The sequence below is a fragment of the Janthinobacterium leeuwenhoeki genome (assembly GCF_051380795.1).
Classification (GTDB): domain Bacteria; phylum Pseudomonadota; class Gammaproteobacteria; order Burkholderiales; family Burkholderiaceae_D; genus Janthinobacterium.
In genome coordinates, this window is the sequence record NZ_JBNYXT010000049.1 from 1 (window position 1) to 22829 (window position 22829).

Sequence of the window (22829 nt, forward strand, 5' to 3'; positions counted from 1 at the left end):
GGTCATCGCGCATGGTCATGACCACGGCCCTCTCTTGGGTAGTTAAATGTTTATAGCTGTTCGACATGCCGACACCTTACAGGACAAAGGTGTTGCACTTGGTTCTTGAGAACGCCCCTTCTTGACGGGTTGAACGGATAGATCGGAAACGATCAATGCCCCGAGCATTGTTGTGCCATTGCGTGCCTCTTCCTTTTTTGTAATGGAAAAGCACGGCATTTCGTTTGAAATAGTGACGACGGCATATGCCATACGTGAAAAGGCGGATCCGTCAGGGGATATCGAATAAAGGCTCATGGTCGATATTGTTACCAGGAAGATTTTTTGGACTTTTTCGATTTTTAAATAAATCACCGAGTACCTCTTCAAAAGTTTTTTGAGAGTTCTTATATTTCTGTTGGACCATTGCTTCAGTAGAATCTAAAAATTTCAGCACAAAGTAGTCTGCAATTAAATTTCCTTGAGCTTCCATATTGTGATCGGCCAGTTTTTGATTTGCTAGCAAAACGTATGTATAGTCCAGGCCGAGACGAATGGCACCACGTATCTTTACTGGATAGTTGAGTTGATACTGCCAAATATGAACCATTTCGTGGATGAACCAATGCTTCCGATGATCATCCTCCTTTGAGAAATCCTCCCGATACTCCGACTCATGAAAATACATCTCCCCATCCGGCGTCATGGCCACGTTCTTTGGCTGCCAGTTAAACCATAGATACGGCTCCCCATGCACCTTGACCTTGCCGTAGTCGATCGCATCCTGGAACAGCATCCACGCCATGTCGATCTCGCCCTTGGTCAGCGGGCGAACCTTGTCTTTCACTTTGACCTGTTTGACGGACGAACCGACGTCCTTGTCGGTCGTCTTGATGCCTTCCAGTTGGACGACCTTGATGGCTGGCGCAGCATGTTTCGGCGCGGCGGCGCAGCATGGCGATTTATCCGCGTGCGGCAGGAATTCGGCCTGGGTGATTTGCGCTTCCTGCTTGCTGACGACGCGCCCCGTGCGTCCCTTTGCATCCGTCGTCCCCGTCCACGTTTCCCCATTGCTCAAGGTGAGGCGGTAGTCGGCGTGCGCCAGCGGCACGTTGGCGGGCGAGACGAATTCCAGCTGCTCGTCATAACCGCAGCACCAGCATTCGTCGGGCTGGCCGGCTAGGCGGTGCAGTTCGCAGCCGCTTGTCGCGTTGCGCAGGGCGGCGCCCAGCACGGGTTGGCCATCGGCGCTGAAGGTGACGATCATGCTGTCGAAGTGCGCGCCCAGGCTGCTCTTCTGGTGGGCCACGAGCTTGAAGAAGACGTCGCAAGCGGTGGTGCTGATGACATGGTGCCTGGCCATAGGGGCTCCGCCTTAAAACCTCAGCCTAAGCCAGTGGCGGCGGGAAGGGTTTGACTGGGCGCAAGGCGTGCGCGCTTTGACCATTTTGCCAATTTCTATACACTCGTCTTTTCGTTCATTGACTTAACAGACTTGGAGATGGAAATGCCGACCCCGCCATTGCGCCGCACCCTGCTTGTTCTCGCCTGCCTGGGCACTCTGGGCCACGCCCATGCCGACACCGTCATCGACAATGCCAACGGCTACACGCTCAATGCTGCCGGCAAGGTGGTCCGCTTCACGGCGCTGGCCTTTGATGACGCTGGCAAGCTGCTCGCCGTCGGCAGCGCCGCACAGGTGAAACGCAAGGCGGCCAAGGGCGCCAAACATGTCGACGTGCAGGGAAAAACCGTGTTGCCGGGCCTGATCGACGCGCATGGTCACGTGTTCGGCCTGGGGACGATCGCCAGTGGTGTCATGTTGTACGGCTCCGCGTCGCTGCCGGCCGCCGTGCAGGCCGTGGGCGACTTCGCGCGCGCGCACCCCGAGCGCAGCTGGGTCGTCGGCAATGGCTGGAACCAGGAAATCTGGAAACTTGGCCGCTTTCCCACGGCCGCAGAACTCGATGCGGCGGAAAGCGCGCGGCCCGTGTGGCTGCGCCGGGTCGATGGCCACGCGGGCTGGGCCAACAGCCGCGCGCTGGCGCTGGCCGGTATCACGCGCGCCACGCCAGATCCGGCGGGCGGCAAGATCGAACGCGATGCGGACGGCAATGCCACCGGTGTGCTGGTCGATAACGCCATGGACTTGATGGACGCCGTGCTGCCCAAGCCGGGTGACGTGGAAAACCGCGCCGCCCTCGATGGCGCGCTGGAGCAGCTGTCGCAAGTGGGCCTGACCAGCGTGCACGATGCGGGCATCGGCCAGATGCAGGACCGATTGTTCCGCGATTACGCGGACCATGGCAAGCTGACGGTGCGCGTGTACGGCATGATTGCCGATACCACGGAAGACTTCGACGCGCTGTCAAAAAATGGCCCCCTGAATAGCTACGCGCGCGACATGTACGCCTTGCGCGCCGTGAAACTGCTGTCCGACGGCGCCCTGGGCAGCCGCGGCGCGGCCCTGCTGGCGCCGTACAGCGACGATCCGACCACCAGCGGCCTGCTGTTCTTCAAAGATGACGCCATGCGCGCGAAGATGGAAAAAGCCATGCGCGCCGGCTACCAGGTGAACGTGCACGCCATCGGCGACGCGGGCAATCATCAGATTCTCGATGGCTATGAAGCCTTGACCGCGCAATACCGCAGCGTGGGCCTGCGCCACCGCATGGAGCACGCGCAAGTGGTGCAGTTGAGCGACATCCCCCGTTTCAAGTCGCTGGGCATCGTGCCGTCGATGCAGCCGACGCACGCCACGTCCGACCAGAACATGGCGGAGCAGCGCGTGGGCCACGAGCGCATCAAGGGCGCGTATGCCTGGCGCACCTTCCTCAAGCAGGGTTCGCGCATCGCCTGCGGTTCCGATTTTCCCATCGAGTCGCCGAATCCGTTCGAGGGCATCCACGCGGCCGTCACGCGGCAAAACAGCGCAGGCTTCCCGGCCGGTGGCTGGTATCCGCAGCAAGCCATGACGGTGACGCAAGCGCTGCGCTGCTTCACGCTCGACGCGGCCTGGGCGGCGCACCAGGAAAAGGTCATCGGTACCTTGGAAGCGGGCAAATGGGCGGACTTCATCGTCGTCGACCAGGACCTGTTCAAGGTGGCGCCGACCGCCATCGGCAAGACGCAGGTGCTGCAGACGTGGGTAGCGGGCCAGCGCGTGTTCGAGAAAAAATAGGCGGTTTACGCTTGCAAAAATCTGTTGACTTGGTTGTATAGACAACCTATGCTGGGAGTACAAGAGCGGGTCAGGTAGTGGGCCAAGTACGCCCGCTCGCACCCTACGAGGAGACAGCATGAATAGCACAATGGACACCGATCCACGCTTTGATGCCAGCCGTACCATCCGCGCCCCGCGCGGCACGGTCATGGCTTGCAAGAGTTGGCAGGCCGAGGCGGCCTACCGCATGTTGCAAAACAACCTGGACCCGGAAGTGGCGGAAAATCCGCAGCACCTGGTGGTCTACGGCGGCATCGGCCGCGCCGCCCGCAACTGGGCCTGTTTCGACCAGATCCTCGCCTCGCTGCGCGAGCTGGAAGACGATCAGACCTTGCTGATTCAGTCCGGCAAGCCGGTGGGCGTTTTCCAGACCCACCCGGACGCGCCGCGCGTGCTGATCGCCAATTCCAACCTGGTGCCGAAATGGGCCAACTGGGAACACTTCAACGAACTCGATCGCCAGGGCCTGTTCATGTACGGCCAGATGACGGCCGGTAGCTGGATTTATATTGGCACGCAGGGCATCGTGCAGGGCACGTATGAAACCTTCGCCGAGGCGGGGCGTCAGCATTTCGGCGGCGACTGGGGCGGGCGCTGGATCTTGACGGCGGGCCTGGGCGGCATGGGCGGCGCGCAGCCGCTGGCCGCCACCATGGCGGGCGCCGTCTCGCTCAATATCGAATGCCAGCAAAGCAGCATCGATTTCCGTTTGCGCACGCGCTACCTGGACAAGCAGGCGGCCAGCCTGGACGAAGCCCTCGAACTGGTGAAATACCATACCGAACGCAAGGAAGCCATTTCCATTGGCCTCCTGGGCAACGCGGCCGAAGTGCTGCCGGAACTGGTGCGCCGCGCGAAAGCGGGCGGCCTGGTGCCCGACCTGGTGACGGACCAGACCTCCGCGCATGACCTGGTCAACGGCTATCTGCCGCGCGGCTGGAGTGTGTCGGACTGGAAGGCTGCGCAGCAAGACCCGCAGCGCCACGCGCGCCTGACGGCGGCCGCCGCCGATTCCTGCGCCGCCCATGTGCAAGCCATGCTCGATTTCCACGCCATGGGCGTGCATACCGTCGATTACGGCAACAACATCCGCCAGGTGGCGTTCGACCAGGGCGTGCAGAACGCCTTCGACTTCCCCGGTTTCGTACCCGCCTACATCCGCCCGCAATTTTGCGAAGGACGGGGCCCGTTCCGCTGGGTGGCCCTGTCGGGCGATCCGGAAGACATTTACAAAACGGATGCGAAGATCAAGCAGCTGTTCCCGCATCACAAGCAGGTGCACCACTGGCTGGACATGGCGCGCGAGCGCATCGCCTTCCAGGGCCTGCCGGCGCGCATCTGCTGGCTGGGACTGGGCGAGCGCCATATCGCCGGCCTGGCCTTCAACGAGATGGTGCGCACGGGCGAGCTGAAGGCGCCCATCGTCATCGGCCGCGACCACCTCGATACGGGGTCCGTCGCCAGCCCGAACCGCGAGACGGAAAGCATGAAGGACGGCACCGACGCCGTTTCTGACTGGCCGCTGCTGAACGCCATGCTGAACACGGCCGGCGGCGCCACCTGGGTTTCGCTGCACCATGGCGGCGGCGTGGGAATGGGGTATTCTCAGCATGCGGGCATGGTCATCGTGGCCGACGGCACGGACAGCGCGGCGAAACGCCTGGCCAGGGTGCTGGTCAACGACAGCGGCTCGGGCGTGATGCGCCATGCCGATGCCGGCTATGAAACAGCGGCTGCCTGCGCCAAGCGCAACGGCCTGATTCTTCCAATGCTTCCTTGAGATATTGATTCGAATGACTATGACACAGCATGCCAAAAGTTGGACCCTGAAACCGGGCGCGATGACCCTGGGCGACCTGCGCGCCGTCTGGGCCGCACCCGCGAAACTGATCCTCGCTGCCGAAGCCTATCCCGTCATCGAAGCGTCGGCCGCCGCCGTGCAAGCCATCGTCGCCAAGGGCGATGCGGCCTACGGCATCAACACGGGCTTCGGCCTGCTCGCCAAGACGCGCATCCCCGATGAAAAGCTGGAGCAATTGCAGCGCAACCTGATCCTGTCGCACTCCGTCGGCACGGGAGAACTGCTGTCGGACGCCGTCGTGCGCCTGATCATGCTGATGAAGATCGGCAGCCTGGCGCGCGGCTTTTCCGGCGTGCGCCCGCTGATCGTCGACACCTTGATCGCCTTGTACAACGCGGGCATCATGCCGGCGATTCCCGCCAAGGGTTCCGTGGGCGCTTCGGGCGACCTGGCGCCGCTGTCGCACATGACCTTGGCCATGCTGGGCGTGGGTGACGTGCGCGTCAACGGCGAATTGATGCCGGCCCCCGAAGCGCTGGCGCAGGCGGGCATCTCGCCCGTGGTGCTGGCGGCAAAAGAGGGCCTGGCGCTGATCAACGGCACGCAAGTGTCGAACGCACTGACGCTGCATGGCCTGTTCATGGCCGAGCGCCTGCTGGAAGCGGCCATGGTCACAGGCGCGTTGTCGCTCGATGCGGCCAAGGGCAGCGACTCGCCGTTCGACGCGCGCGTGCACGCCGTGCGCGGACAGCCGGGGCAGATTCTGGCCGCGCAGATGTACCGCCAACTGGTGGCGCACAGCGCGATCCGTGCTTCGCACCTGGAAGGCGATGAGCGCGTGCAAGACCCTTACAGCCTGCGCTGCCAGCCGCAAGTCATGGGCGCCTGCCTCGATTTGATCGGCAATGTGGGCCGCACCCTGCTGATCGAGGCCAATGCCGTCACGGACAATCCGCTGATATTCCAGGACGGTCCCAACGGACAGGCGGAAATCGTCTCGGGCGGGAACTTCCACGCCGAACCTGTCGCGTTTGCCGCCGACACCCTGGCGCTGGCGATCGCCGAAATCGGCGCGCTGGCCGAGCGCCGCATCGCGCTGCTGATCGACGCCACCTTGTCCGGCCTGCCGCCCTTCCTCGTGCGCGACCCGGGCGTCAATTCCGGCTTCATGATCGCCCACGTGACGGCTGCCGCGCTGGCGTCGGAAAACAAGTCGCTCGCCCATCCGGCCAGCGTCGACAGCCTGCCGACATCGGCCAACCAGGAAGATCATGTGAGCATGGCCACGTTCGCCGGGCGCCGCCTGGACGACATGGCGCACAACACGGCCGTCATCGTCGGCATCGAGCTGCTGGCTGCCGCGCAGGGCATCGATTTCCACCGTCCGCTGAAAACCTCGCCGCACTTGGAACATGTGCACCAGCAGCTGCGCCAGAAAGTGCCGTTTTTCGATGCCGACCGTTTCTTCGCGCCCGATATCGAAGCTGCCAAGCAGATGGTGCTGCAGGGTGAGTTGAGCAGCAGGTGCAAGAATTTGTTCGCCCCGCTGTACGCTTGAGCGGGTGCAAGGAGACAGCCATGGATTTCCGCTTTAATGAAGGCAGCATCCCGTTGCTCGTGTCGATGCCCCACGTGGGCACCGACATACCCGACGATATCGCCGCGCGCATGACGCCGCAGGCTTTGATCAAGGCCGATACGGACTGGCATTTGCGCGAGCTGTATGGTTTTTTGCAGGAGATGGATGCGTCCGTGCTGTCGGCGCGCTGGTCCCGCTACACCATCGACTTGAACCGCCCGCAGGAAGACACGAATCTGTATCCGGGCCAGGATACGACGGGCTTGCTGCCCAGCGATACCTTTCACCGCGAGCCGCTGTACCTGGCCGGCCGCGAACCCGATGCGGCCGACGTGCAGCAGCGCTTGCAACGCTACTGGGCGCCGTATCATGCGCAACTGCGCGCGGAACTGGACCGGTTGCTGCGCGTGCATGGCGCGGTGGTGCTGTGGGATGCCCATTCCATCGCCTCGCACGTGCCGCGCTTCTTTGACGGCAAGCTGCCCGACCTGAACTTCGGCACGGCCGATGGCGCCAGCTGCGACAGCGGCCTGACATCCGCCGTGGTCGATATCGCGCGCGCGCAGGATGCATTTAGCGTGGCGCTGAATGGCCGCTTCAAGGGTGGCCACATCACGCGCCATTACGGCCAGCCGACAGGCCGCGTGCATGCGATCCAGCTGGAGATGTGCCAGTGCCTGTACATGGATGAGGCAGCGCCGTTTGGCTACCGTCCCGACCTGGCGGCACAGGCGCAACCGTTGCTGCGCCAGATGATGGAAGCGGCCGTGGCGTGGGTGGCGCGTTGAGCGGCTGTTTGTTCGCGCGCCACGCGCTGCTGCCGCAGGGCTGGCGCCGCGACGTGCTGCTGGAATGGGACGCGGCCGGCGATTTGACGGCGGTGACGGACAATGCCGTAGCGCCTGCCGGCGCGGAAGTGGTGGAATATGTCTTGCCCGGCATGGTCAACCTGCATTCGCATGCCTTCCAGCGGGCGCTGGGCGGCATGACGGAAGTCGCCGGGGACGAGGTTAATCATGTAGCGGATAGTTTCTGGACCTGGCGCGAGCTGATGTACCGTTTCGCGCGCCACATCACGCCGGAGCAGATGGAGGCCATCGCTGCGCAGCTGTTTGTGGAATGCCTGCGCCATGGTTACACGGCCGTGTGTGAATTCCATTACCTGCAGCGCGATATGGCCGGTGCGCTGTATGCACGCCCCGCCGAAACGGCCGAACGGGTGCTGGCCGCGGCGCGCCTCAGCGGCATCGGCATGACCATGCTGCCCGTGCTGTACAGCCATGCGGGCTTCGGCGCACAACCGTTGACAGCGGCGCAGGCGCGCTTCCGCACCGATGCGCAAGATGTGCTGCGCATCGTCGAGGCGCTGGCGCCGCAGCGCGGCGGGCAGGTGGAGGTGGGCTTTGCGCCCCATTCGCTGCGCGCGGCCGGCGTGGCGCAGATCCGTGAAGTGGCGCAAGCGTTGCCGGCGCAGCGGCCCATCCACATTCATATCGCCGAGCAGCAGGGCGAAGTGCGCCAATGTGTTGACTACAGCGGCCGGCGCCCGGTGCAGTATCTGTATGAGCACGTCGATGTCGATGCGCGCTGGTGCCTCGTGCACGCCACGCATGTGCAGCCCGACGAAGTGGCGCTGATGGCTGCCAGCGGCGCCGTGGCGGGCTTGTGCCCGACGACGGAGGCGAACCTGGGCGACGGTCTGTTCCCGCTGGCCGAATTCATCGCCGCTGGCGGGCGTTTCGGCGTTGGCAGCGACAGCCACGTATCGCAGTCGCCCGTCGAGGAATTGCGCTGGCTCGAATATGGCCAGCGCTTGCAGCGCCAGCAGCGCAATGTGGCCGCCACGCCGGATGAACGCCATGTGGGCGACTACCTGTGGCAGGCGGCCTTGCAGGGTGGCGCGCAGGCGGCCGGGCGCAAGCTCGGTGCCCTGGCGCCGGGTTGCCGCGCCGACTTGCTGGTGCTCGACGAGACGCATGTGAACCTGTGCGGCGTGGCCATCGCCGATGTGCTGGGCAGTTTTCTCTTCTGCGGCAACGACAACTTGGTGCGCGACGTGCTGTGCGGCGGCCAGTGGCAGGTGCGCGGCGGGCGCCACGTGGCGCAGGACGCCATCGCCAGCGCCTACAAGCGCACCCTGGCGCAACTGAGGGTGCTCTGATGGCGACCTTCATCCCGCAGGAGTGCCTGCGCGCCGCGCCGTGGAAAAACGGCGGCGGCAGCACGATGGAAATCGCCATTTCTCCGCCCGGCGCCGACATGATGGAATTTGACTGGCGTATCAGCCTGGCGACGATCACGGCCAGCGGGCCGTTTTCCAGCTTTCCCGGCATCGACCGCAGCCTGATGCTGGTCGGTGGCGACAGCGTGCAGCTGACCCTCGATGGCACGCGCAAGGTGACGTTGAGCGCGGCGCAACCGATGCTGTGGTTTCCCGGCGAAGCGGCCGTGGAGGCGCAGGTCAAGGGGGCGACGACGGATTTCAATGTGATGACGCGGCGCGACCGCTGCCGTCACCAGCTGGAAAAAATCACGGCGCCGGGCAAGCTGGCGCGCCGCAGCCCGACGACCTTGCTGTTTGTCGCCGGCGAAGGTCACGTGCTGGCGCGCGGTGGCGAGCAGCAGTTCGCGCTGGCCCGCCATGACGCGCTGCTGCTGGACGCCGACGATGCGCAGGAATGGCGGCTCGACGCCTTGCAGCGTTCGGCCGTATTGTGCGTCGACCTGTTTACCTAGGAGAGAAAAGCCATGCAAGACTGGGACCTGGTCATCCACAACGTCCACCTGGCGACGATGGTGCATGGCTATGGCGAGTTGCTGGACGCGGCCATCGCCGTCAAGGATGGCCGCATCGCCTGGTTCGGCCCTGGCGACGAGCTGCCGGCCAGCGGCGCGGTGCTGCAGGACGGCCAGGGCTGCTGGCTGACACCCGGCCTGATCGACTGCCATACGCACATCGTCCACGCGGGTAACCGCAGCGACGAATTCGAGGCGCGCCTGAATGGCGCCAGCTATGAAGACATCAGCCGCGCCGGCGGCGGCATCATGTCCACCGTGCGCGCCACGCGCGCGGCCAGCGACGACGAATTGCTGCGGCAAAGCCTGCCCCGCGTGCTGGCGCTGCTGGCCGAGGGCGTGACGACGCTGGAGATCAAGTCCGGCTACGGCCTCGATGCGGACAGCGAAGCGAAGATGCTGCGCGTGGCACGCAGGATAGGAGAGCAGCTGCCGGTGTCCGTGCGCACCACCTTCCTCGGCGCGCACGCGCTGCCGCCCGAGTATGCGGGCCAGGCCGACGCGTATATCGACTTGCTGTGCGCGCAGATGTTGCCCCGGCTGGCCGGCGAAGGCCTGGTCGACTCCGTCGACGCGTTTTGCGAGCGCATCGGTTTTACCCCGGCGCAAACGCAGCGCATGTTTGACGCGGCGACGGCGCTGGGCCTGCCCGTCAAATTGCATGCGGAGCAGCTGTCGGACCTGGGCGGCGCTGCGCTGGTGGCGCGCTATGGCGGCCTGTCGGCCGACCATCTGGAATTCTTGTCGGAAGAGGGCATCGCCGCCATGGCGGGGCATGGCACGGTGGCCGTACTGCTGCCTGGCGCGTACTACTTTTTGCGCGAAGTACAGCAACCTCCTGTCTCAGATTTGCGCGCGGCTGGCGTGCCGATGGCCGTGTCCACCGATTGCAACCCGGGCACGTCGCCCATGACATCCTTGCTGCTGGCGATGAACATGGCGTGCACCCTGTGGCGGCTGACGCCGCAGGAAGCGCTGGCCGGCTGCACCATCAATGCGGCGCGCGCGCTGGGCTTGCAGCATGAAACGGGCAGCCTGGTGGTGGGCAAGCGCGCCGATTTCGCCCTGTGGCGCATCGCGCGCCCGGCCGACCTGGCGTACGCGCTGGGCCTGAACCCGTGCGCGGGCGTGGTGCATGGCGGTGTCTGGCGCACGCCGGTGGTAAGCTTGCCGGATTGATCATCCGTCCCGGAGCGCCGCGTGCGTGTTGTTTACCTGTTGTTGCTGTTCTTCGCCGCCGCGCCCATGTCCTCCCTTGCCATGGATGGCGGCACCTTGAAGGTGGGCTCGAAGCGTTTTACGGAATCGTATATTCTCGGCGAAATCCTCCAGCAGAGCGCCGCGCCGCACGTCAAGACGCAGCACCGCCAGGGCCTGGGCAACACGGCCATCGTGCTCGCTGCGCTGCGGGCGGGCAGTATCGACGTGTATGCCGAATACATGGGCACCATCGGCAGCGAAATCCTCAAGCACGACAAACCGATTGATCTGGAACAGATGCGGCGCGAGCTGGCGGCGCTGGGGCTGGGCGTGGCCGTGCCTTTGGGCTTTAACAATACGTATGCGCTGGCTGTGCGCGGTGATGAAAAATCCATCGCCAGTTTGGCGCAGCTGGCGCAACATCCGGCCCTGAAATTGGGCCTGTCGCATGAATTCATCGGCCGGCTCGATGGCTGGCCGGGCCTGGCCGCCCGCTATGGCTTGCCGCAGCGCCCGCGCGGGCTCGATCACGGCATCGCCTATGAAGCGCTGGCGCAGCGCCAGGTGGACGTGATCGACATCTATTCGACGGATGCGAAGATACGCCAGTACGGCTTGCGCGTGCTGGCCGATACGCAGCAGTATTTTCCCCGCTACGACGCCATGCTCCTGTACCGGCTCGATGTGCCGCAGCGTTTTCCTGAAGCCTGGCTGGCGCTACAAGGTCTGCAGGGACGCATCAGCGAAAGCGACATGATCGCCATGAATGCGGCCGTGGAAATGGATGGCAAGACTTTTTCTGACGTGGCGCGGCAGTGGCTGGCCTCCGGCACGCAGGCCAATAAACCAGCCGCCGCGCGCAGCAAGCTGCTCGATAAAATCATCGGCGACGACTTGTGGACCCTGACGCGCCAGCATCTGACCCTGGTGCTGCTGTCGGTCGCCCTGGCCTGCCTGATCGGCATTCCGCTGGGCGTGCTGGCGGCATTTTCGGCGCCATTGCGGCAAACGGTGCTGGCCTTTGTCGGCGTGCTGCAGACGGTGCCTTCCTTGGCCCTGCTGGCGATCTTGATCCCCGTGCTGGGCATGATCGGCACCGTACCGGCGCTGGTGGCGCTATTCGTGTATGCCTTGCTGCCCATCGTGCGCAACACCTGCACGGGCATCTTGCAGGTGCCGCAAGGCTTGCGCATGGCGGCGCTGGCGCTGGGCTTGAACAAGCGCGACCGCCTGCTGTACGTGGACTTGCCGTTGGCCTTGCCCGTCATGCTGGCGGGCGTGAAAACGGCGGCCGTGATGAGCGTGGGTACGGCCACCATCGCCGCCTTCATCGGTGCGGGCGGTTATGGTGAACGCATCACCATCGGCCTGGCGCTGAATGACAACGACATGCTGCTGGCCGGCGCGATCCCCGCAGCCGTGCTGGCCCTGCTGACGCAAGGCTTGTTCGAGCTGGTGGAGCGCTGGGCCGTTGCCGGCCGGCAGCACTGACGGCATCACGGTTACAGCGAGTGCAGTTTGGAGCGCACCGAGACGACGGCCTGGTGCAGGATGCGTTCAGCCTGGAAGTCGTTCTCGCGCTGTTCGGCGATGGCTTGCAAGTCGCGCGTGTAGCGTTCCAGGCGGGAGCGCAGGTAGGCGCGGTAGATTTTCATGACGAGCGGTTTGGCAGAGACATTCATGATGTGGCTCCCAGGTGCGTAGTGATGCGTTCATTTTGTGTGAGCGGAATGCCGCCACTTTGCGCCATATCAAACGCCATGATCCCGTCAAATTGACGCGTTTGACATCGCGCAATGCCCCCCAGTCCGAAGATGCCACACTGAATCTTTCCTGCCTGGCCAACATCAGCCGCAGGCTTTGATCCCCCTGATACCTTCAAGCATATTCAAGGAGCGTCGCATGGTCATTTTTGGCGTGGTTGCTGGCTGCATCGCCTGCTTCACAGTGTACCAAATCTATAAAAATGCGCAGGGTGGCAGTGGGCTTACGCAACAACATATCGGTTTGCACGGCACATTGATTGAACCACGGAAATAATCAGTGCCAACCGAGCGACACTTGCTTAGCGGATTTAAGTCAAATGTAAGGCCCGGTAAGCAAATGTAAAGGTCGGCGCGGTGACAAGTCGTAGCGTTTATATTGATAACCGTTGATTGCATTCTCCCCCTCCCACTTGACAATGGGTTCACCCCGCGGTGCCGCTAGCCCGCGGGGATTTTTTTTGGAACTTACGCTTACAGTTCCCTCTACAATCAGGCAGGTTTTGGTGTGCCCGCCGACAATTGCGTCAAGGCATCGCCAGCGACCCGGCAGATGCGCCAGTCCGGCATCACGTCCGCGCCCATGCCCTTGTAGAAGTTGATCGCATTTTCATTCCAGTCCAGCACCGACCATTCGAAGCGGCCGCAATCGCGTTCGATGGCCAGTTGCGCCAGCGCCACCAGCATCTGCTTGCCATAGCCCTTGCCGCGCACCGACTGTTTCACGTACAGGTCTTCCAGGTACAGGCCCTTGCGGCACAGGAAGGTGGAAAAATTATGGAAGAACAGGGCGAACGTCACCACTTCACCATTTTCCGTGCCGACCAGCGCTTCGCACGCGGGATGGGCGCCGAACAGGCTGTCGTGCAACATGGATTCCCTGGCGATCATCATGTGTTCGAGTTTTTCAAACACGGCCAGTTCATGGATCATGCCAAAGATGGCGGCTACGTCGGATGCGGTCGCGGGACGAATGGCGAGGGAGGAAGAGGTGCTCATGTTGCCTTTGTTGGTGGAGTGGTGGAAAGGGACGCGATGCTGCTCGTCTTGCGCGCGCCCGACGTCAGGGCCCAGGCCACGCTGGACAGGCACAGCGCCATGCCCGCCCATTCGATGGCGGCGGGCCGGTAGTGTTCGAACTGCACCGACAGCAGCACGGAAATGACAGGCGTGACGACGCCGATATATACGGTCTTTTGCGTGCCGATGCGCGCGATTAAGGTGAAATACGCACTGAAGGCGATCACCGAGCCGAAGATGGCCAGATACAACAATCCCATCCAGTAACTGGGACGCGCAGGCAACTGCCAGGACTGGCCCGTGGCGATGGCCCAGGCGGCCACCATCAAGGTGCCCCACAGCATGCTCCAGGCCATGGTCAGCATCACGTTGCCGGAATGTTCGCGCACTTTCATGACGAGGGCGTTTCCTGCCGTGCTGGACACGGTGGCCATCAGGGCCAGCACGAAACCGAGCAGAAAATGGCCATTCCCGCCCCCCAGAATATCTTGCAGCGCCGCGCCGATGGACTGGTAAAACAGCAGCACGATGCCGCAGATGGCGACAAACGCCGCGCAGCAGATGCTCCAGGTAATCGGCGTGCCGAAGGCGATTCGGTTGAGCAAGGGCGTCCAAAACACCATCAGCGCAAACAGTACGCTGACGAGGGCCGACACCAGGTATTGCTCCGAGCTGTAAGTGCACACATAGCTGAGGGCAAACGAGGCCAGTCCCTGCAGCAGCATCCATTTTTGCGCGCGCCAGGGCAGGCGCAAGCGATCGCCGCGCACGGCGCACCAGGCGAACAGGGTGGCGGACGCGAGGCCGAAGCGGTAGACCACGGAAACGGCGGGGGCGACATCGCCCAGCTGCAAGGTGATGGCCCAGAAGGTGGAGCCCCAGATCAGGCAGGCAACGATGAACAGGAGAGGAGAGGACATCGCGCAAGTATACGGGCATCGCGCGGGGATGGCGAGTCTTGGTCGAGCTTGCTCAATGTGCCGTCAAGAGACACCCGGGCATTGAGCCAGCGCAGTGTTTTTGGAAAATGTTGAATTTATGAAAATATTTACATTATTATTAGGTAAATATTTTCTGCATTGCATCTTGGAAGGAGGACCGCCATGCCAGCTTCACTGCAGATCAAAGTCTGGAGCGTGCTTGTGTATGTTGTCGTGACCGCTGTGATTGCCATCTGGCTGCATCCTTCTGCCTTGCTCGCTACCGGCGCATTCGGCTGAGCGCATGCGCCGGCGAGCAGATCAATGCGTGACGCGGGTCTTGCGGCCATCCGACAGCAGGCGCACGCGCTCGCCTGGACGGAACAGTTCGTCCGCGTCTTGCACGATGGCGCGCATGTCGCCATTGTCCAGGCGAACGGTGATTTCCAGGCCGGGTTTGTTGGAAGCGTTCGCTTCGATGCTTTTGCCCGCCATGCCGCCGGCAACGGCGCCGAGGATGCTGGCCGCGATGGCGCCCTTGCCGCCACCGACAGTCGAGCCAGCCACGCCGCCCAGCGCCGCGCCAGCCAGCACGCCCGTGCCCGTTTCACCCTTGTCGATGGTTACCTGACGCACGGATTCAACCGTGCCCATGCGAACCGATTGTTCATTCTGCGCCTGGCGCGCGTTGTACACGTTCGCCGAGTTCGGTTGTACGGCGCAGCCGGCCAGGGTGGCGAGCAATGCCACTGCAATGATTGGTGCTTTCATGTGGTACTCCCTTGGACAAAAGTTAGTTGCCGATTGCGTCGACCGGCAGATGATGACTTATCATAAAGACACTTGCGGTAAATAACTACTGGCGAATAGTAAAAATCTGTTACCGGCCCAGCGTGACTACATGACCACTTGCCGCTCAATACGCCAGCCTCAGGCGCCGGTACAAAAATCCCAGCACGAACAGCGGCCCCACCAGTAAAAAGCGCAAGTCGTCCAGAAACGACGGTTTCTTGCCTTCGATCTGGTGGCCGATGAACTGGCCTATCCAGGCCAGCACGAACAGCGCCAGCGACACGGGCAGGATGGTCAGCGCCGGCATCAGCAGCAGCAGGCCCAGCATGGCGGCCAGCATCGCCAGCATGCCCGCCGCAAACGGACGCGACAGCTTGTAATAATAGTATAAAGCCAGAATACTGCCGAGCAGCGCCACGCTGGGATGCATGCTCCACAGCAGCCCCAGCAGGCTGAAAACGATCAGTGGCACGCACACGATATGCACCCATTCATTGACGTGGTTGCGATGGCTTTCGCCATACTGGGCCAGCAGGGTGTCGATGGTGCGCATGGGCGGTCTCTTGTGTGGGAAGCTTGTCCGGGAATTCTACACCGTCGCGTGGCCGGGTAAAATGGCCCTTCATTTTTCCTTCCGGACCTCTCATTTTGAATAGCCCAGCCTTCATGCCAGACACTGCCGCCGATCCGCGCAAGCGCTGTTTTGATCCCGTCGTCGACGCCGGCACGCGCTTGCTGATACTGGGCAGCCTGCCCGGCGAAAAATCGCTGGCGCACAGCCAGTACTATGCGCATCCGCAAAACAAGTTCTGGAGGCTGCTGGGCGAAGTGCTGGACGTGGAGTTGAGCAGCCTGCCCTATGAAGAGCGCCTGGCAACCTTGCTGGCGCACGGCGTGGGTCTGTGGGATGTCGTGGCGCAGGCGCAGCGCGCGGGCAGCCTGGACAGCAATATCCGCTTCCGCGACGATAACGACCTGGTGGCCCTGGCGGCCAGCTTGCCACGGCTGCAGACGATCGCCTTCAATGGCGGCACGGCGGCAAAGCTGGGCATCAAGGTGCTGGGCGAGCATGCGCAGCGTTACCGCATCGTCAGCTTGCCGTCGAGCAGCCCCGCCTACACCTTGGCGTATGCGCAGAAATTGCAGGCGTGGCTGTTGCTGCGCGGCCAACAGGAGCCGGCCGCGCGTTGAGCATGTCGCCGGCTTTACGCCGGCGCGTACGGCTGCGCTTCCAGCGGCTGTCCCTTGGCGTCGAATTTCAGCGCCACCGACAATTGCGTCACGCCGATGGTGGCCAGCGCATCGCAGATGTCGTCGACTTCGTCCTGCAGGTCGGCGGCCAGGTCCAGCGGCTTGTCGGCGCTGTGCAGCAGTGCGCCGCCTGCCGTGCTGACGTTGACGCGCAGCAGCATTTCGCCGTGCTCATCGGCCGGGCCGACGACCACCGAGACGTCGCCGGCGTCCACATTATTTTCCGCCAAGGCATGGTTGATGCCCGACATCATCTGCAGCATCGCATACTCGCTCATGCCTTGTTCTTTGCCACCGTGGAACAGATCCTGGTAGAGGAAGCTTACTTCCAGGGCACTGCCGACCGGCGCCAGGCAGCGTTTCACCAGGTCGCCCACTTGCGTCGTCCACTGCTGGTAGCGGGTCAGGCGCGCGTCGAACCAGGCGTCGAGCGCCGCTTCATCCTTCGGTTCCGCATAGAAAGGGTCGTCCACGCGTTTCAAGGCAAAGCCCAGCAGGAAGCGCAGTTCGACGGCCGTGTCTTGCGGACCGAAAGCGGTTTCGCTCCAGCCGACGATGCTGTTTTCCAGGCCCGGCGTGGCGACGATTTTCTTGTCTGTCATCGAAGAGTACGCATTGCGTACCATCTCATGCAAATGGCTATAGGTGATGCGGTCGATTTCATCGAGGTCGTAGGCATGGCTCATCAAGACCACCTTGGCCTTGGCGCTTTCCAGTTCTGCCTGTTGGAAACTTTTGACCAGCGCTTCGAACGCGTCCTGGTCCTGGAAGCTGTCCGCTTCCTTCAGGCCGCCCGTGTTTTGCACCAGCAGCGGCACGACAAAGGCGTTGATTTCCATGGCCGGGGCATTCTCGCGGCGGATCACGGAAATCGAGGCCGCTTCCTCGATGTGGCTGCGCAGATACTGATAGGCGCCCACGTCTTCGTACTTGGCGCGCTCGATGGCGTCGTACAGGATTTCATCCTTCTTTTGATTCAAGGCCTTGCGGATCAGGCGGCCGAACTCGACAGCTTGCTCGGCCAGCACCGTTCCCTGCGATTCGCTGTCTTCCTGCTCCGCCAGGTTCAGGGCCATCGTGCACAGCATGCGCGTGACGGCTTCATCCTTGTCTTCAGGCGTGTTGGCGGATTGACGGGGGACAGGGCGCTTATTTTTGGGCATGGCGATCAACAGGTTAAGAAAAACGGGTCAGGCAAACGGAAACAGGCGCCAAGGCTTTGCCAGGCGCCGGGACGGATCATACAGGCGGACGCGGCCGCCTGATACATCAATGGTCGGTATCGAACATCTCGTGCAACTCGTCGAGCAGGTCGGCGGCTTCTTCCTGCGACAGGCCGAGATGCTTGCAAGCAAGTTCGCCGCCCTTGTCCCACTCCAGCGAGGTACTGTTGCCATGGTAGCGCTGAATGCCCTTTTCGGCCAGCAGCGACAGGGCGACGAGCGAGCGGATGGCATCGTCCGTGGAGGGATCGGCCAGCACCGTGTAGTCGTGGTGGTGCAAAATTGCCCACGAGACATCGGAGGACAAGCCCCAGTTGCGCGCCAGCAAGCAGCCGATGGCCGCGTGGTTGGTCTGGTGGCGCGCGTCTTCCAGGGCTGTAAAGCAATTATGCGCATCGTTGGCCGCCGCCGCGTAGGTGTTGACGTAGTCGGGAAAGCGGTTCATCAGCAGGGGCACGCCGATATCGCAAAACAGGCCAAAGGTGTGGGCGATGTCGGGCGGGGCGATGCGCAACTTGCGCGAAGTAAACACCAGGGCGCGCGCGCGCTTGGCCGACACATCCCAGAAGTTGGTCAGTTCCACGCCTTCCGCTTCCAGCGCCTGGCGTGCCAGCAAGCCCGTCATCATGGCGCTGCACTGGTTGATGCCGAGAAAGTTGATGCCTTGCTCGACGGACTTGGCCTTGCGCGCGGCGCCATAGAACGGTGAATTGGCCAATTTCAGCAGGGCGCCGGACATGCCGACATCGTCGGCGATGATGCGCGCGATGCGCCGCGGCGACGGGTCTTGTTCGGCCAGTTCCCGCTGCAGGTCGACCAGCAGGCTGGGACGCGGCGGGATGCGGATGGAACGCATCAAGGCGTCAACCGGATCTTCCTGCACTACCTGCTTTTGCGCTGCCGCTCTCATCATCACGCTTTCATCATCATTTTTGTGCCCGGTGCTTATTCTGTCGCGCGCTGCCGCTGCCCGCTTCATGAGCGTCTGGCGCAGTGCCCGACGATTATCGCTGTTTATGCATGGCAATAGTTCATATCTGCAATATATTCTCGCAAAAATCGCTGTTTTGGCCTGGTCCAGCCGTGATTTTCGTGATTTTACGACGCTGCGTGGCGTGAAATTCATGATGAAAATATCAATTTTTATTAGTTCTCAAGGTGGGGCAAGGCGTGCGGCGGGATGCGTGGCGGCACAATTGCCGGATGAAACAAATCCTCGCGGGTATCGATTTTGCGGACGATTCCAGCAGCGTGGCGCGCCAGCTGATCCGCGCCACCGTTCACCCTGCTGGCCCGCGAGGATGACGTGAAGGCGCAGGCGGGCCCGCGCATCGGTATTTCCAGGGCGATGGACACGCCGTGGCGCTTCGTGCTGGCCGGCTCGCGCTATCTGAACAAACCGATGCGCGCGCCAGCCGTCTAGCCGCGCCGGCGCTGCGGCGGCGTGTTTGCGTTGCGCAAGGCGGACTTGCCACGCAGCGGGCTGTGCAGTGCGCGCCTGTCCTGCTGCGCACTGGCCGGATGCTGGAACGCTGCCGCGTCCGGCGTAGCGGGCTGCCCGTCGAGGGTGAACACGGCTACGGCTGCCGACAATTTGACGGCCTGGTCCTGCAAACTGGCCGCTGCCGCTGCCGCCTGTTCCACCAGAGCCGCATTTTGCTGGGTGACATCATCCATTTGTGTGACGGCCTGATTCACTTCCGTGATGCCGGATGCCTGCTCCGCGCTGGCCTGTTTCACGCGCTGGATGATCTCATTGACTTGCTGCACCGAGGCCACGATGGCGCCCATGCTGTCGCCCGCTTGCTGCACGGCCACGCTGCCGCCATCGATGGTGGTGACCGAGGTGGCGATCAGGGTCTTGATTTCCTTGGCGGCCTGCGCCGAGCGCTGCGCCAGGGTGCGCACTTCGGACGCGACCACGGCAAAGCCGCGGCCTTGCTCGCCCGCACGCGCCGCTTCCACCGCCGCATTCAGCGCGAGGATATTGGTCTGGAAGGAAATGCCGTCGATCACAGCGATAATATCCACGATCTGGTGCGAATTGGCGCGTATTGTCGCCATCGTCGTCACGGCCTGCTGCATCGACTCTCCCCCTTGCACGGCCAGGGTGGAGGCTTGCCCCGCCAGCTCGCAGGCCAACTGGGCGTTGTCTGCATTGTCATTGACGGCTTGCGTCAGCGCTTCCATGGCGCTCGACGTTTCTTCCAGCGAACTGGCCTGCATTTCCGTGCGCGCCGATAAATCCAGATTACCGGTGGCAATTTCGCGCGAGGCCGTGTCGATCGATTGCACGGCACCCATGATGGTGCGCAAGGTCTGGTTCAGGTGGGCGATGGTCTGGTCCAGCACGCGCGAGGTGGCGGCGATTTCGTCATTGCCCTGCTTGGGCGCGCCGGACATCAGCTTGCCCGCCGCCAAGTCTTGCACAGCGTCGGCGATGCCGCGGATTTCCACCAGCATGGCGCGCCGCACCAGCATGGTTACCACGATGGAGACCAGGATTGAGAGCAGAACGGTCAGCAGCAGGCTCCAGCCCAGGCGGCGAAATTCGGCGCTGGCCGTCGCATGGGCCTGGCGGCTGAGCGTCGTTTCCAGGGCCGACAGCTGCGCCAGCTGCGTATTGAACTGGCCGAATTGCGTTTCCGCCTTGAGCATGGAATTGGTGGCGATCGACTGATCCATCTGCGCCATTTCCATGGTTTCCAGCACCGCCTTGCGATAGCCGGCCAAGGCCGTGATGGCCGCATCAACCAGGGTGCGCTCGGCGCCCGTGGCTGTGGAACGCAGCGTGACCAGCTGCGTGCCGATGGCCGCATGGCGCACCTTGATCTGTTGTTCCAGCGCATCGAGGCGGGCCTTGGCGAAGCTGCCATTCGTCCACGACAGCAACTGGTACATATTGCCATGCACCTGCCTGGCCTCGCCGAGTACGTCGGCGGCCGCCTTCAAATGCGTGATGCGTACCCGTACCATGTTTTCCAGCGAGGCATTTTGCCGCACCATGCCATACCAGGCGCCGGTCGTGCTGAGTATCAGCAGCAGCAAGACCAGGGTGGGCGCCAGCAATAATTTTGGTCCGATGCGTAATGTATTGAGCATGCTTGACTCCTGGCGATGGCGATGGCTGTTGCAAGCGCTGGCGGCGCGCGGCGTGCGTGCGCGCCATCCGGCCTTATTTTTTGTAGATGCCCGCTTCCAGCACCACATCGTTGACGCGCAGGATGTAGGTGGTTTTCGGCTCGATCTTGCCGCTGACGGGGTTCTTGTACTGGTAGTCGACCCAGCCCTTGCCCTGCTTTTGCGCCAGCTCGATGATTTCACGGCGATATTTTTTGCCATTCGCGTCAGGCACGTCCGTCAGATCCTTGCCCACGATGGAAGAGTTGATGGGGTGGGCCAGCACGATGCCGGTCTTGATGTCGCGCATGTCCACATACAGCGAGCCCTGCACGAAGTCCGGGTCTTTCGCTGTGATTTTCTTCATCATTGCTTCCTTGCCATGCGCCTTCATGAAGGCGGCGCCCCGCTCGGCCATGGCGATGGCGTCTTTTTCCGTTGCTTCGACTGCGGCACTGACGCTGCCGCCGGTAAATGCCAGGCACAACAGGCTACCCGTGAATAAGCGTTTCATGAAAGCTCCTTGTGAGAATCGAGGGATGTGTTGCCAAGTCGTAATTTACGTCGCCAAGGGCCCCATCAAATTGCGATGGAACAAACTAAGGTCTTGCTTGTAGGCAGCGTGCAGGGTATCGGCATGCTTGTTGATATGTGGCAATTTGGTTCTGTATGGCAAGAATTAAGATGACTTTCACAGCATGCCGAATGATGTGGCATGGGGAGGAAGAGGCTGGAATTGGCCGATATAGGGCTGGTTTCATGAAAGTTATCGCTATTTACTGGCAAGGAGACTATCGTGTCCGCACTCATTACCGAGCCGTTTTCACCCAAGTACAAGCCGTATACGCGGCAAACCATTCAACAGGCGCGGCAATGGGAATGGCTGCCGGAAGAGCAGCGTGTAGCCGTGCAAGTGGTGTCGCACGTCTTGCCGTTTCGCACCAATGCCTATGTGCTCGATCAGTTGATCGACTGGAACAATATTCCTGACGATCCCATCTACCGCCTCGTCTTTCCCCACCGCGACATGCTGCCGCCCGAGCAGTACGCGCACTTGCGCGAGCTGGTGCTGGTGCAGCGTGACAAGGCCGCCATCGACGCCTATGTGCATGGCTTGCGCCTGGGTATGAATCCCCACCCGGCCGGCCAGATGACGCACAACGTGCCGCGGGTCAATGGTGCGCCCATGCGCGGTTTGCAACATAAATATGCGCAAACGGTGCTGTTTTTTCCCAGTGCCGGCCAGACTTGCCACGCGTATTGCACTTTCTGTTTCCGCTGGCCCCAGTTCGTCGGCATGGACGACATGAAGTTCGATGCGCGCGAGTCGCATGAGCTGGCCGCCTACCTGAAACTGCATCCGGAAGTGACGGACGTGCTGATCACGGGCGGCGACCCGATGATCATGAACACGCGGCAACTGGCCGCCTACCTGGAGCCGCTGCTGGCGCCGGGCCTGGAACACATCCAGAATATTCGCATCGGCACCAAAGCGGTGGCGTATTGGCCGCAGCGCTTCGTCTCGGACCGCGATGCGGATGACTTGATGCGCCTGTTCGAGCGCATCGTCAAGGCGGGCAAGAACCTGGCCGTGATGGGCCATTACAGCCATGCCGTCGAGTTGCGCCAGGACATCGCCCAACAAGCCGTGAAACGCATCGTCTCGACGGGCGCCACCTTGCGCATGCAGGGGCCGCTGATCCGCCACATCAACGAAGACCCGGCAAGCTGGGCGGAGCTGTGGCAGACGGGCACGCGCCTGGGGGCGATTCCGTATTACATGTTTGTCGAGCGCGACACGGGACCGCGCGGCTATTTCGAGTTGCCGCTGGTGAAGGCGCATGAGATTTTCCAGGCCGCCTACCAGATGGTGTCGGGCCTGTCGCGCACGGTGCGCGGGCCTTCCATGAGCGCCTTTCCCGGCAAGATCGTGATCGACGGCATCGTCAGCATCCATGGCGAAAAACTGTTTGCCCTGCAATTTTTGCAGGCGCGCAACCCGGACTGGGTGCGCCGGCCGTTTTATGCCAAGTTCGATGCGGAAGCGACGTGGATGGACGATTTGAAGCCCGCGTTCGGCCACGAGAAGTTTTTCTTTGAAACGGATGAGCCTATGCCGCAGGTGCCGCATAAAATCATCCGCCTGGCACAGGCCGCCTGAG

General features: G+C 62.4%; 21 protein-coding genes. 11 read left to right on the plus strand and 10 right to left on the minus strand.

All coding sequences use genetic code 11. The annotated features are described in order from the left end of the window. Positions 1-271 precede the first annotated feature (271 nt). Positions 272-1342, minus strand: a complete 1071-nt coding sequence (locus tag ACQ4WS_RS23775) for a hypothetical protein (protein ID WP_436479468.1) — start codon at positions 1340-1342, stop codon at positions 272-274. A gap of 144 nt (positions 1343-1486) precedes the next feature. Here ACQ4WS_RS23775 and ACQ4WS_RS23780 point away from each other — a divergent pair, with 144 nt between their 5' ends. The 8 genes from ACQ4WS_RS23780 (at position 1487) to ACQ4WS_RS23815 (ending at position 12069) form a co-directional block, all read left to right on the plus strand. Then, positions 1487-3160, plus strand: a complete 1674-nt coding sequence (locus ACQ4WS_RS23780) for an amidohydrolase (RefSeq protein WP_436479469.1) — start codon at positions 1487-1489, stop codon at positions 3158-3160. Between the two features lie 118 nt (positions 3161-3278). Further along, positions 3279-4982 (plus strand): urocanate hydratase, encoded by a 1704-nt coding sequence (hutU, locus tag ACQ4WS_RS23785; protein WP_436479470.1) that lies wholly within the window; start codon positions 3279-3281, stop codon positions 4980-4982. Positions 4983-5001: 19 nt separating this feature from the next. Then, positions 5002-6561 (plus strand): histidine ammonia-lyase, encoded by a 1560-nt coding sequence (gene hutH, locus ACQ4WS_RS23790; protein ID WP_436479471.1) that lies wholly within the window; start codon positions 5002-5004, stop codon positions 6559-6561. Between the two features lie 20 nt (positions 6562-6581). Then, positions 6582-7370: an N-formylglutamate deformylase gene (gene hutG, locus ACQ4WS_RS23795; protein ID WP_436479472.1), complete on the plus strand. Its 789-nt coding sequence runs from the start codon at positions 6582-6584 to the stop codon at positions 7368-7370. A gap of 8 nt (positions 7371-7378) precedes the next feature. Then, positions 7379-8743, plus strand: a complete 1365-nt coding sequence (locus tag ACQ4WS_RS23800; protein WP_436479473.1) for a formimidoylglutamate deiminase — start codon at positions 7379-7381, stop codon at positions 8741-8743. Next, complete coding sequence (locus tag ACQ4WS_RS23805) at positions 8743-9318, plus strand: HutD/Ves family protein (protein WP_436479474.1); 576 nt, start codon at positions 8743-8745, stop codon at positions 9316-9318. Before ACQ4WS_RS23800 ends, ACQ4WS_RS23805 begins: the two co-directional genes overlap by 1 nt. Positions 9319-9330: 12 nt before the next feature. Next, positions 9331-10557, plus strand: a complete 1227-nt coding sequence (hutI, locus tag ACQ4WS_RS23810; RefSeq protein WP_436479475.1) for an imidazolonepropionase — start codon at positions 9331-9333, stop codon at positions 10555-10557. A gap of 66 nt (positions 10558-10623) precedes the next feature. Further along, on the plus strand, positions 10624-12069 hold the full coding sequence (locus ACQ4WS_RS23815) for a glycine betaine ABC transporter substrate-binding protein (RefSeq protein WP_436479491.1): 1446 nt from the start codon (positions 10624-10626) through the stop codon (positions 12067-12069). A gap of 11 nt (positions 12070-12080) precedes the next feature. Here ACQ4WS_RS23815 and ACQ4WS_RS23820 read toward each other — a convergent pair whose 3' ends face one another. The 5 genes from ACQ4WS_RS23820 to ACQ4WS_RS23840 all read right to left on the minus strand — a co-directional run bounded on the left by ACQ4WS_RS23820 (position 12081) and on the right by ACQ4WS_RS23840 (position 15626). After that, positions 12081-12260: a hypothetical protein gene (locus ACQ4WS_RS23820; RefSeq protein WP_034746290.1), complete on the minus strand. Its 180-nt coding sequence runs from the start codon at positions 12258-12260 to the stop codon at positions 12081-12083. A gap of 573 nt (positions 12261-12833) precedes the next feature. Further along, entirely contained in the window at positions 12834-13340 is a 507-nt protein-coding gene (locus ACQ4WS_RS23825) for a GNAT family N-acetyltransferase (RefSeq protein ID WP_436479476.1), read from the minus strand. Next, positions 13337-14281 (minus strand): DMT family transporter, encoded by a 945-nt coding sequence (locus ACQ4WS_RS23830; RefSeq protein ID WP_436479477.1) that lies wholly within the window; start codon positions 14279-14281, stop codon positions 13337-13339. Before ACQ4WS_RS23830 ends, ACQ4WS_RS23825 begins: the two co-directional genes overlap by 4 nt. 321 nt (positions 14282-14602) lie before the next feature. Then, positions 14603-15052: an outer membrane lipoprotein gene (locus ACQ4WS_RS23835; protein ID WP_034780449.1), complete on the minus strand. Its 450-nt coding sequence runs from the start codon at positions 15050-15052 to the stop codon at positions 14603-14605. 145 nt (positions 15053-15197) lie between these two features. Then, the gene (locus ACQ4WS_RS23840; protein WP_035822361.1) at positions 15198-15626 is read right to left on the minus strand and encodes an Mpo1 family 2-hydroxy fatty acid dioxygenase; all 429 of its coding nucleotides are present in this window, start codon (positions 15624-15626) and stop codon (positions 15198-15200) included. Positions 15627-15739: 113 nt separating this feature from the next. Here ACQ4WS_RS23840 and ACQ4WS_RS23845 point away from each other — a divergent pair, with 113 nt between their 5' ends. Then, a complete protein-coding gene (locus ACQ4WS_RS23845) occupies positions 15740-16264 on the plus strand; it encodes a DNA-deoxyinosine glycosylase (RefSeq protein ID WP_436479478.1) in 525 nt (174 codons plus the stop codon). Positions 16265-16278: 14 nt separating this feature from the next. Here the strand turns inward: ACQ4WS_RS23845 and ACQ4WS_RS23850 are convergent, their stop codons facing one another. Further along, a complete protein-coding gene (locus tag ACQ4WS_RS23850) occupies positions 16279-17487 on the minus strand; it encodes a hypothetical protein (protein ID WP_436479479.1) in 1209 nt (402 codons plus the stop codon). A gap of 106 nt (positions 17488-17593) precedes the next feature. Beyond that, on the minus strand, positions 17594-18460 hold the full coding sequence (locus ACQ4WS_RS23855; protein ID WP_436479480.1) for an HDOD domain-containing protein: 867 nt from the start codon (positions 18458-18460) through the stop codon (positions 17594-17596). Between ACQ4WS_RS23855 and ACQ4WS_RS23860 the strand changes: the two genes are divergently transcribed. Next, positions 18393-18857, plus strand: a complete 465-nt coding sequence (locus ACQ4WS_RS23860; RefSeq protein WP_436479492.1) for a hypothetical protein — start codon at positions 18393-18395, stop codon at positions 18855-18857. The genes ACQ4WS_RS23855 and ACQ4WS_RS23860 overlap by 68 nt on opposite strands. 109 nt (positions 18858-18966) lie before the next feature. Here ACQ4WS_RS23860 and ACQ4WS_RS23865 read toward each other — a convergent pair whose 3' ends face one another. Both ACQ4WS_RS23865 and ACQ4WS_RS23870 read right to left on the minus strand, forming a co-directional pair. Continuing rightward, on the minus strand, positions 18967-20649 hold the full coding sequence (locus ACQ4WS_RS23865) for a methyl-accepting chemotaxis protein (protein ID WP_436479481.1): 1683 nt from the start codon (positions 20647-20649) through the stop codon (positions 18967-18969). Between the two features lie 73 nt (positions 20650-20722). Continuing rightward, positions 20723-21181 (minus strand): cache domain-containing protein, encoded by a 459-nt coding sequence (locus ACQ4WS_RS23870; RefSeq protein WP_436479482.1) that lies wholly within the window; start codon positions 21179-21181, stop codon positions 20723-20725. Between the two features lie 282 nt (positions 21182-21463). Between ACQ4WS_RS23870 and ACQ4WS_RS23875 the strand changes: the two genes are divergently transcribed. Next, positions 21464-22828, plus strand: a complete 1365-nt coding sequence (locus ACQ4WS_RS23875; RefSeq protein ID WP_436479483.1) for a KamA family radical SAM protein — start codon at positions 21464-21466, stop codon at positions 22826-22828. Position 22829: the final 1 nt, after the last annotated feature.

Bases quoted from the DNA above. Each gene is read 5' to 3' on its own strand.
- ACQ4WS_RS23825 (WP_436479476.1), bottom strand. From the start codon at position 13,340: ATGAGCACCTCTTCCTCCCTCGCCATTCGTCCCGCGACCGCATCCGAC.
- hutG (WP_436479472.1), top strand. From the start codon at position 6,582: ATGGATTTCCGCTTTAATGAAGGCAGCATCCCGTTGCTCGTGTCGATG.
- ACQ4WS_RS23815 (WP_436479491.1), top strand. From the start codon at position 10,624: ATGTCCTCCCTTGCCATGGATGGCGGCACCTTGAAGGTGGGCTCGAAG.
- ACQ4WS_RS23780 (WP_436479469.1), top strand. From the start codon at position 1,487: ATGCCGACCCCGCCATTGCGCCGCACCCTGCTTGTTCTCGCCTGCCTG.
- ACQ4WS_RS23855 (WP_436479480.1), bottom strand. From the start codon at position 18,460: ATGATGAGAGCGGCAGCGCAAAAGCAGGTAGTGCAGGAAGATCCGGTT.
- ACQ4WS_RS23830 (WP_436479477.1), bottom strand. From the start codon at position 14,281: ATGTCCTCTCCTCTCCTGTTCATCGTTGCCTGCCTGATCTGGGGCTCC.
- ACQ4WS_RS23850 (WP_436479479.1), bottom strand. From the start codon at position 17,487: ATGCCCAAAAATAAGCGCCCTGTCCCCCGTCAATCCGCCAACACGCCT.
- ACQ4WS_RS23865 (WP_436479481.1), bottom strand. From the start codon at position 20,649: ATGCTCAATACATTACGCATCGGACCAAAATTATTGCTGGCGCCCACC.
- ACQ4WS_RS23860 (WP_436479492.1), top strand. From the start codon at position 18,393: ATGGAACGCATCAAGGCGTCAACCGGATCTTCCTGCACTACCTGCTTT.
- hutI (WP_436479475.1), top strand. From the start codon at position 9,331: ATGCAAGACTGGGACCTGGTCATCCACAACGTCCACCTGGCGACGATG.
- ACQ4WS_RS23775 (WP_436479468.1), bottom strand. From the start codon at position 1,342: ATGGCCAGGCACCATGTCATCAGCACCACCGCTTGCGACGTCTTCTTC.
- hutU (WP_436479470.1), top strand. From the start codon at position 3,279: ATGAATAGCACAATGGACACCGATCCACGCTTTGATGCCAGCCGTACC.
- ACQ4WS_RS23820 (WP_034746290.1), bottom strand. From the start codon at position 12,260: ATGAATGTCTCTGCCAAACCGCTCGTCATGAAAATCTACCGCGCCTAC.
- ACQ4WS_RS23840 (WP_035822361.1), bottom strand. From the start codon at position 15,626: ATGCGCACCATCGACACCCTGCTGGCCCAGTATGGCGAAAGCCATCGC.
- ACQ4WS_RS23845 (WP_436479478.1), top strand. From the start codon at position 15,740: ATGCCAGACACTGCCGCCGATCCGCGCAAGCGCTGTTTTGATCCCGTC.
- ACQ4WS_RS23805 (WP_436479474.1), top strand. From the start codon at position 8,743: ATGGCGACCTTCATCCCGCAGGAGTGCCTGCGCGCCGCGCCGTGGAAA.
- ACQ4WS_RS23870 (WP_436479482.1), bottom strand. From the start codon at position 21,181: ATGAAACGCTTATTCACGGGTAGCCTGTTGTGCCTGGCATTTACCGGC.
- ACQ4WS_RS23835 (WP_034780449.1), bottom strand. From the start codon at position 15,052: ATGAAAGCACCAATCATTGCAGTGGCATTGCTCGCCACCCTGGCCGGC.
- hutH (WP_436479471.1), top strand. From the start codon at position 5,002: ATGACACAGCATGCCAAAAGTTGGACCCTGAAACCGGGCGCGATGACC.